Source organism: Methylobacterium aerolatum (assembly GCF_022179085.1).
Taxonomy (GTDB): Bacteria; Pseudomonadota; Alphaproteobacteria; order Rhizobiales; family Beijerinckiaceae; genus Methylobacterium; species Methylobacterium aerolatum.
The window spans coordinates 1-8044 of sequence record NZ_BPQE01000054.1 but is presented as its reverse complement, the minus strand read 5'-3'; the positions used below and the strand labels follow the sequence as shown (position 1 = coordinate 8044).

The 8044-nt window shown below is 53.0% G+C and carries 3 protein-coding genes and 2 pseudogenes; 2 read left to right on the top strand and 3 right to left on the bottom strand.

Features of this window, described 5'->3' with window-relative positions:
• The 3 genes and pseudogenes from MFF06_RS22450 to MFF06_RS22440 all read right to left on the bottom strand — a co-directional run.
• A pseudogene (locus MFF06_RS22450) lies at window positions 1-542 on the bottom strand (IS5 family transposase); the annotation flags it as partial.
• Window positions 543-652: 110 nt separating this feature from the next.
• On the bottom strand, window positions 653-1747 hold the full coding sequence (locus tag MFF06_RS22445) for a tetratricopeptide repeat-containing glycosyltransferase (protein WP_238208400.1): 1095 nt from the start codon (window positions 1745-1747) through the stop codon (window positions 653-655).
• 11 nt (window positions 1748-1758) lie between these two features.
• Window positions 1759-5829 (bottom strand): glycosyltransferase, encoded by a 4071-nt coding sequence (locus MFF06_RS22440; RefSeq protein ID WP_283207306.1) that lies wholly within the window; start codon window positions 5827-5829, stop codon window positions 1759-1761.
• A 573-nt stretch (window positions 5830-6402) separates the two neighbouring features.
• On the opposite strand from MFF06_RS22440, the pseudogene MFF06_RS22435 reads away from it, so the two are divergent.
• Window positions 6403-6648: pseudogene (locus MFF06_RS22435) on the top strand (IS701 family transposase); the annotation flags it as partial.
• 58 nt (window positions 6649-6706) lie between these two features.
• Window positions 6707-7777, top strand: a complete 1071-nt coding sequence (locus MFF06_RS22430; RefSeq protein WP_238208402.1) for an IS630 family transposase — start codon at window positions 6707-6709, stop codon at window positions 7775-7777.
• Window positions 7778-8044 lie beyond the last annotated feature (267 nt).

The window sequence follows — 8044 nt, the reverse complement described above, 5'->3', positions numbered from 1 at the left end:
GGCGCCCAGACAGCGCTTACGCGGCGGTCCCCAGCAGGAGCGGATCGGCGGGACGGCATCCACGACCGCCTCCAGCATTCGACTGTCATGGACGTTCGCCCCCGTCAGCTTCAGGGCGAGGGGGACGCCCTTCGCATCGGTGACGACGTGGCGCTTCGTGCCCGGCTTGCCCCGATCGGTCGGGTTCGGGCCCGTCGCTGGGCCCCCCTTTTGGCGGCGATCGAGGCGCTGTCGAGGGAAGCTCGACTGAAGTCGATGCCGTTCTGGCGACCGAGCCGGTCGAGCAGCGCGTGCTGCAGACGGTCCCACACTCCGGCCTTCTGCCAATCCCGCAGACGCCGCCAGCAGGTCATCCCCGAACCGCAGCCCATCTCCCGGGGCAGCAACTCCCAGGGCGTGCCCGAGCGCAGCACGAACAGGATCCCCGTCAGTGCCGCGCGGTCGGAGGTTCGAGGCCGACCGCCCTTCGGCTTGGCCCGTTCGGCCGGCAGCAGCGGTGCGATCTCGGCCCACAGGCCATCGGGAAGGAGCGGTCTCGCCATCTCCACCCAACGCGCTAAACCCGGTTTTGTTAGAGGCTCTTAATCCGGTCGGTGACCGCTATAGATGCCTATTACGCCAAACCATTGGGTCAGGCCGAACGCAACACTGCTCAAGATGAAGAGACACTACTGTCATCAAATCCGTCACGTTTGCGCAGAAAAAAAGCTAAATTAGCTTTTAAGCGACCGTTATCGGGATCGCGATCAAGGGCCTGTTTGCCCCATTCGACAGCACGCTCCATAACGTTTAAACGCCAAGCCGCAATTGCACCCAAATCATACAAACGGAAATTCCAAGCCCACTCTTCGTCTAGGTAACTTCCGGTGCGTCGAGTACGATCAATGCCGTTTGTACAAGCCCAAAAAAGATTCAACCAATCCTGCTGATCATGATAGTATTCAGCCAGATCTCTCCAAATTTCCCGGCGATAAGGCGCTTCTTGCCGAGCTTTATCCAGCCAATGATGCCGGTTTTCTCCTGAAATATTTGCCAGATGGCGCATTGCCTCAGCTCTTTCGTCACACCATGTACTTTTCGGGAGCAACAAATAATTTTTAAACATTTCGGCCGACTGTAAATCCTGCCCCGCCCACATGAGCTCTCGAGCAAGCCAAAAACAAATTTGTGGGTCAGAAGGGTCTTCTTTTTGAGCCAACTGCATCAACGGCAAATATTGCCGACGGGTAGACTTGGTAAGATCCTGAGCTTCGTACATTGTAAGATCAAGACAGCTCACTTCTTTTTCACGGTCACCGGTATATACGAGCGCTTCGTGAACGGGGCGCCGAAACCGATAACCCCATCTAGAATGAAAGTTCTTTGTAGGCCAAGACCTAAGTTCATTTGATGATTTTTCATCCGTCTTGTACGCAGTTCTGCAAAAGAGTGCCGTAGTATCAGATTCCCAGGCAGTTTCTAATTTGTTCCTCCAATCAGGTTCGAGCCAGCGGTCCATGTCCATGGTACAACAAATGTCTACGTCACTCGGTATCAAGGCCATTGCGGCATTTCTAGCATCATCGAAACGCCAGGGTCTAACAGCAATATTATAGACGTTAACGCCTAACTCCCTTAATAACGGCACTGTATCGTCCGTGCTGCCCGTGTCTGCAACAATCCGATAATCAGCATCCACAGCCGATTTCGCCCAGCGCTCCACGTGCGCTGCCTCATTCAATGCAATTGTATAGACGGCGATTTTCAAAGCAAGATTCCTTAATTCAGTGTCTTTCTGATCGCGACGAGGCCGCCTATCAGGTTTGCTCGGCCGAGCTCGTACAGGCTGTCGAAAAAAAGAATTTGATCAAAGTAAGGAATGAGCGAACTTATTCCCAACGGATCGGAAGCAGTAGTTGGCCTACCGTGCGCCTTAATATCTGCTATTAGGCTCTTGGTAGTAGAGACAGATGACCCGCTCTCACGGGCGGGCTGCCAATCAAGGCTTTCGATAAAATACCAGCCTCCTGGCGCGAGAGCGGGAAAAAGAGCAGCGAGCGCAGCTTGCTGATCAAGCGAGGCGTGACTGCCGTTGTCGATTACGGCGTCTAAACGAGGATGATTCAGTAAGCCAAATTCTTGCGAAAGGCCTCGCTCGTGCGAGCCATCGGACAACGCAACATGCGGTGCAGGTATCGTATTTGAAAATGCCTCCGAGTTAAAAGCATTAACTTCACAGAATGGAAAGTAAGTTCGCCATGCATCACAAGCTTGCCCATCAGGTGAAGTTCCGATTTCTACAATCTGAGAGAGCGAGAAACGCTGGTCGCCGAGTATCGCCTCATACACTCTGGAATAGTGGTGCCTGTTGCCAGTAAGACGATTACGATCAATCGCGAAGCGGTCAAAAACATTACTCAAGCTAGGCAGACGTTCAGTTGGGTTTGACAGAATAGAGATAAGAGAGCCACTCGGTCGTTCAGTAGTAGAATGAGTTCGCGCGTTCCATAGGTGAACTCCAACGACTCTCTCATCGTTTAGATAGTCCGACAAGGAACCGAGCGTCTGCTCAAAGAGATTGGTCTCAGTCCAATCTATTGAATTGAAGAAGACGGGGCTGAAGATCCAGCTTCTGAGCTCTGAGCCCGTCGGACTCAAAATGTAATCCGAAAGCAGCTTTGGACCGATATCTCCGAACTCAGTTATTGCAGACTCAGTAAATATTTTTACAGCTCGCTCGTATAATTCCCTCATGTGCGGACTGAACACTCGTGCATACATTACGTTTCCGCAGACGTAATGGCCCCTACCAGCATCTCTCCACTGAAGATTAAAAAAATAGTCCCCTCGATACGCGAACGGGCGTACTAATACTATGTCTCCATCCATCCATGCCCCGCCAAACTCATACAATACAGCATATCGGAATATGTCGGAAAAATATCTAATTTCCGATTTTGCCAAAACTCGGTCGAAGAATTGGCGGGGAATAACCTCAGCTGCGTCGCGTAACTCTACACCGCTGTGAGATAAGAATTCAAGCTTTGATGGCGAGTATGACCATACCCGAACGGGATGACCAGCTGCGCGCATTGAATAGGTTGCTGCACGAAGAGTTCGATGGTCAGATTTTTCGTCGAGGACTTCGTAGAAACAGTGGATTTGTGGCAGCCCCTGACTAGCTTTCGAGTCAAGATGGTGCATCACAAGAGAATCGTAGGGATTTGAGAGGTGGCGCCGATCCTGCGGCAAATTTGCTGCACGAAGGTAGGGGGCAAGCGAATAGAAAGAAATCGGAGGGGCCAGTCTCTTCGAGCCGATTGATACAGAATTTTCCACTTTTTCGTCAAGTTTGCGCGAGAGTGAAGAATAAAAAGATGAAACCGAGTTTAGGATTTCATGGATCTCCGTTGCGTCAACATCTGCTATCCAGTTTATACCGTCCTCGGCTGTAAAAGAGATTAGGATACGCTTATCGTCCGGGTGCCAAGCGATGCCATTGGCGCTCTCAACACTGTGCTTATGAAGATAGAACGGCCGACTGACTGCGCTCAATTTTCGCGCCGCGTCGAACCATACAAACCGATGGCAGGAAATTAAATCATCGTCCTCTGTTGATCGAAAAACTTCGCAAATTAATGCAAGATAACCAGTACCAAAAGCTATTAATTGAGAGGCACCTCTAAACTGTTGAACGTCTATGGGAGCATCTTGAAGAGCCAAGATGTGACCGTGCCGGTCAATTTCAGTAATTGGATCGATGGAAGATATAAACGTTATTTCAACGGCTGCTTTGTCTTCATCAGACACTGACAGAAAAGGCATGTAACTCGTCCCGCGCGGCGATACAGCTCCTGAATTCACCGCAGACAAATCGACCAGCCGGCAAGTCTGCTGACGATGATCATCTATTCGCCCGATAACATGGATTAAGCCATCCACCTCCGCTGCGTGCTGGTACGCGGCAGAGCACCACAATTCTTCTTTGAATGAAAATAATCTAAAATCTCTTATTGATCGTGGATCGACGGTACTATCTCCAAATGAAAATGATTTAATTATGACCTTTTGCTCAGAAATAAATTCAAAATCAGTATTAATACAAACAATAGAAGGTCCTTCGCCGAATTTGCTTTGCGAATTCTCCGATGACGGGTCGGTTTCGGCAGCATCATTTTGGTACTGCTGTAATATATATATATCTTGGCCCTGTCGGGCAACAGACGCACTTATCGACCGAAGTCCGACTGGAGCTTGGAGCGGCAAACGTCGAAGATTTAACGTAGGGAGGAGAGCGTTAGCATCTTCAACATAGAAACGGAGATTTGAACGGGCAAGCGAACGCTGCGGAGCGGGAACGCCGCGGGCGAGTGAGAGCCGATCGCACGCTGCGAATCCGCGCTTTTTTTGCTCTAGATCCTTGGAGTAATTAGCAGCAATGGAAAGCTCCTCATGGAGCCCTATCAAACAAAAGAAATTCTCAATATCTGGTTCTTCGGTGAAATTATATACCGCAAGTCCTTGTTCGCAGAATACGACGCTTTCGTCGTAGCGGCCTTTCTCCCGAAGGTCTCTCGCAAGATCATACAAGGGCTCGGCGCGTCGCGGTCTTTTTTTATACGCCGAAAGAGCTGCTAGTCTGAATTTCTCGCCATCGCCACTCTCTTTGAGATGCCGCGCTGATGCCCATAGCTTCATCCAATTTCGGTCGCTCGGCGACCGGTCGCCGAGCAGCCTGTCTCTATTAGCGATGTATTGAAGCGCCTTGGGGACGCCGAACTCAGCCAGTCGTTCGATCGAATGCTGCCGATTTGACTCTACGCGCGCTCTCATTTCGGTAGGGATCTTATTCGCCCTCAAGAGCTCTTCGCAAGCCTCTGCCGCCTCTGCGTATCTGCCGCACCAATAGGCGTTAATGGCAAGCTCATCAAGCAAACCGTAGTCGTAGATCCAATCTTCCACAAAGAGCGCGTCCCTTGGGTAATCAATCTTCAGACCGCGTATTGCGAAGTTGTAACCTTCATCAAAAAGCTTTTTCTCACGACAGAAATGAGCTGCAGCGTGCAGTGCTTCCGCCCTTGAAGAACAAACCATTGTCGCCTGTTCGCAAGCAGCAATTACCTCATTCTGAGGATAAAACAATTCTCCTTTTATTTTTGCAATATTCAAAAGACTTATATAAACTTCCTGCTGCCAATGCCCCTGTTCTACTCGCCTCGTGTATGCATCTAAAGCAGCTTCTTTTTGATTGCTGTCACGCAGGGTATTAGCGAGATAGAATGTATACCGGGCGATCATGCCCGGGTCTTTCTCCTCCGCTATTGCGTTAGTAAGTAGCCGCGCATCTCGATCATATTTTTCGAAGCGGTTCGCCCCAGTTCCATGGTCGATATAGCTTGCGGTTGCGAGATTTTTTGTTGTCCCAACGCGCACATCCAGGAACTCATGCGTAACACCTCTATAGCTAGCGGGTGTCGAACGGCGCAGCAAGCGCAAGTTCCAGTAGGATACGCCTGCGCGTTGCAAAAGCATATAAGCTGAATGTTTTAGTGTTTTTGCGAAGTTTGGATCGTCAGCAACAAACTCCATGTCAGCGTCGGTGAATATAATGTAGTCAAATTCGAGCTTTGACGCTCGAGCTCGCTCCAAAGCTTGATTTCTTGCTTGGGCAAAGTTTTCGAATGGGAAGGAATGGATTTCTCCCGGGATGCCTCGGTCTGCGAAGAATTTTTCGATAAATTCCTGAGTTCCGTCGGTTGAACCGGTATCCCCTATGACCCAGCAGCTTATATAGGGAGCGACGGCAGAGAGGCACCGCTGAAGATTGGCCATCTCATTTTTCACAATCATGTTTAAGCACAATTTCGACATGTTTTTGCAATCTCCGGCCATTTTTGATCTAGAAAGTTCGAGCTCAGGGTCAATCTGTAATTGAGTTTGGCACCGTCAGATCGCCTTTCTTTCAAATACGTACTGACGAGAGGGATAATCAATTATGGACATAGACTCTTCGATACATAAGAAGGAATTCTCCGTAAGTCCCAATAAAGAATCTTCTCTTGTTCAATCAGAGCAAGATGTTTTAGTGCACACAGATCAGCCCAGTGCGCTGCGATCAATAGGTTCTGGGTTATTTCATATCCATTTACTGAGCCGTCTAATGATTGAATAACCGATCATCTCCTACTTTGATGAGATTTTCTCTTGAGCTGTCGATAGATGTCCTTCTGAAATCCCTACTATCGCTAACTCGCAAATTGCTTGTTTCCCGCATTTAGTTCACATGTTATATATATCTGGATACGGAGCAACCCCATTCCAGAAGATAGGCGCGGTTGGCTTGCGCATCTTCTCTCATTGTCATGCGATTTCTGCTTAGCATTACAGTTGCGTTTTGGCGAGGTTCTGACTCTCTGCGGTACCATGATTCGTGCATCATGGACGTCAGGGGCCTCTATTGAGACGACACTGAAGCTCCGAGCCTCATCGCTGCGGGAGGTAAACGGACGCATGCGCCCGCTGTTGACCCAGGAGCGAGTGGCGGCCTCGGCGGGTGCATTCCTGGATGGACTGCTCGGCGCGGAGCGGCGCAGGGCCGGTTGGATGCAGGCGATCCCTGGCCCTGGCGTTAGCACGCGGCGCTTGATCGCGGACGCCCTACGCCACGTCTAGTGAAGTGACGCGGCCGAAGGATTCACGAAAGAGGTGAAGCGTGCGAGTCTGGGCCATGGCTCAGACGGTATGCGTGCTCCTTTATCGGACCGACGCGGAGCGGTTGGCTGCGATCGCCAGCGACCGTTCTGGCCCGCTCAAACATATCCAGCGCGCCCGCATCATCCTGTTCTCAGCCGAGCGCTTGTGTGTCCAGGACGTCGCCCGTCGGGCGGGCGTCAGCCGCCCGGCGGTTTGGCGCTGGCAGCGGCGCTACGCCGAGGCGGGTGTCGAAGGTCTACTGCGCGACAAGACACGTCCGCCCGGCACGCCGCCCCATTCGACCGAGACGGTGGCCGAAGTCCTGGCGCTGACCTGCTCCGAGCCGCCGGGCGAGGTCACCCACTGGACCGGCCGGGCCGTGGCCCGCGCGGTCGGGATCTCGTTGCGCGCCGTGCAGCGGATCTGGGACGCTCACCGCCTCCAGGCGCATCGCCTGCGCACGTTCAAGCGCTCGCGCGATCCTGCCGTCGCCGCCAAGGTCGAGGATGTGGTCGGCCTCTACATGGATCCGCCGGCCCATGCGGTGGTGCTGTCCATCGATGAGAAAAGCCAGATCCAGGCGCTGGAGCGGACCCGCCCCGACCGTCCGCTCGCCTCCGGCCATCCCGCCGCCCAGACCCACGACTATACCCGTCACGGCACCACGACGCTGTTTGCAGCCCTCGACGTCCTGGCCGGCACCGTGCTCGGCCGCTGCATGCAGCGCCACCGCAACGGTGAGTTCATCCGCTTCCTCAACGCCGTCGAGGCCACCGTCCCGTCCGGCAAGGCGATCCACGCGATCCTCGACAACGTCGCTACCCACAAACATCCGAAGGTGCGCGCCTGGCTCGCCCGGCACCCGCGCTGGACGTTCCACTTCACCCCGACCTCGGCCTCATGGCTCAACGCGGTCGAGGGCTTCTTCTCAGCGCTCACCCGACGTCGGTTGCGGCGAGGCTCCTTCACCGGCGTCGTCGACCTGCAGGCGGCGATCAAACGCTACATCGCCGAGCACAACCGGCGCGCCAAGCCCTTCGTCTGGACCAAACCCGCCACAGACATCCTCGCCGCCGTCAGCCGATCCCCTGAACCATCCGTCTGAGTCAGTGCACTAGCGACGCAGACGGAGCCTTCGTCGAAGACGCACTCGACCAGCTGCGCAATCTTCGTCGCGTTAAGCCGGCGCTCGCAGCATACAATAATCAGGTCAAAGACTATCTTAGCGGAGCTGCCTTTCGTGATCGCCGACATTGTCATGATCCCGCGGTCGGGGATGTCGATGGTAAACTGCAGCCCGACGGTCCCCAGCAGTTGCGGATGCTTCTACTTGTTAAAGAGAAGAGGAGAGGTAAGCGGTGTCCTCAAGCCA

Coding starts and splice junctions, on each gene's coding strand:
- MFF06_RS22430 (WP_238208402.1), top strand. CDS start 6,707: ATGGCTCAGACGGTATGCGTGCTCCTTTATCGGACCGACGCGGAGCGG.
- MFF06_RS22440 (WP_283207306.1), bottom strand. CDS start 5,829: ATGATTGTGAAAAATGAGATGGCCAATCTTCAGCGGTGCCTCTCTGCC.